General features: G+C 66.3%; 1 protein-coding gene. It reads right to left on the bottom strand.

Annotated elements, in window-relative coordinates:
• Window positions 1–691 (bottom strand): AMP-binding protein (locus OQ789_RS25690; protein WP_324689222.1); only part of this gene is annotated, 691 nt, incomplete at both ends.

Consider the following 691-nt stretch of genomic DNA (forward strand, 5'->3'; position numbering starts at 1 on the left):
ACACCGGTGGTCCCCGAGGTGTACACGATGTGCGCGATGTCGTGGGCATCGGGCACCGGCAACCCCGTACCCGGCCACCCACCCAGCACACCATCGGCCACCTCGATCACCCGCAGCCCACACCCGCCGAACCGCCCGGCCAGCCCCGCCGTACTGACCGCCACCACCGGACGCGCATCGGCCACCATGAACTCGATCCGACCATCGGGCACCGCCGGATCAATCGGCAAATACGCCGCACCGGACTTCAGCACCCCCACGATCGCCACGATCGCCTGCACCGAACGCCCGAACAACACCGCCACACACTCACCACGACCAGCACCATGATCAACCAACACGTGCGCCAACCGATTCGACGCCTCATCCAACTCCCGATACGTCATCGACACACCGGCACAACTCAGCGCCACCGCATCCGGCGTACGCCCCACCGCCGCGGCGAACAACTCCGGAATCGACACCCCCGCAACCGGACGCGCCAACACCGCCCGATTACCCATCACCTCCAACCGCGCACGCTCGACCGCATCCACCACCTCCACCGACGACAACCGCCGCAACGGATCAACCGTCATCGCCACCAACACCCGCTCCAACCGGGCAACCAACAACTCAACACTTCCCACATCGAACACATCCGTACGAAACTCCACCGCCCCCGCAATCCCCGCGGGCTCACCATCCCCGG

The organism is Mycobacterium sp. 94-17 (genome assembly GCF_035617725.1).
Lineage (GTDB): Bacteria > Actinomycetota > Actinomycetes > Mycobacteriales > Mycobacteriaceae > Mycobacterium.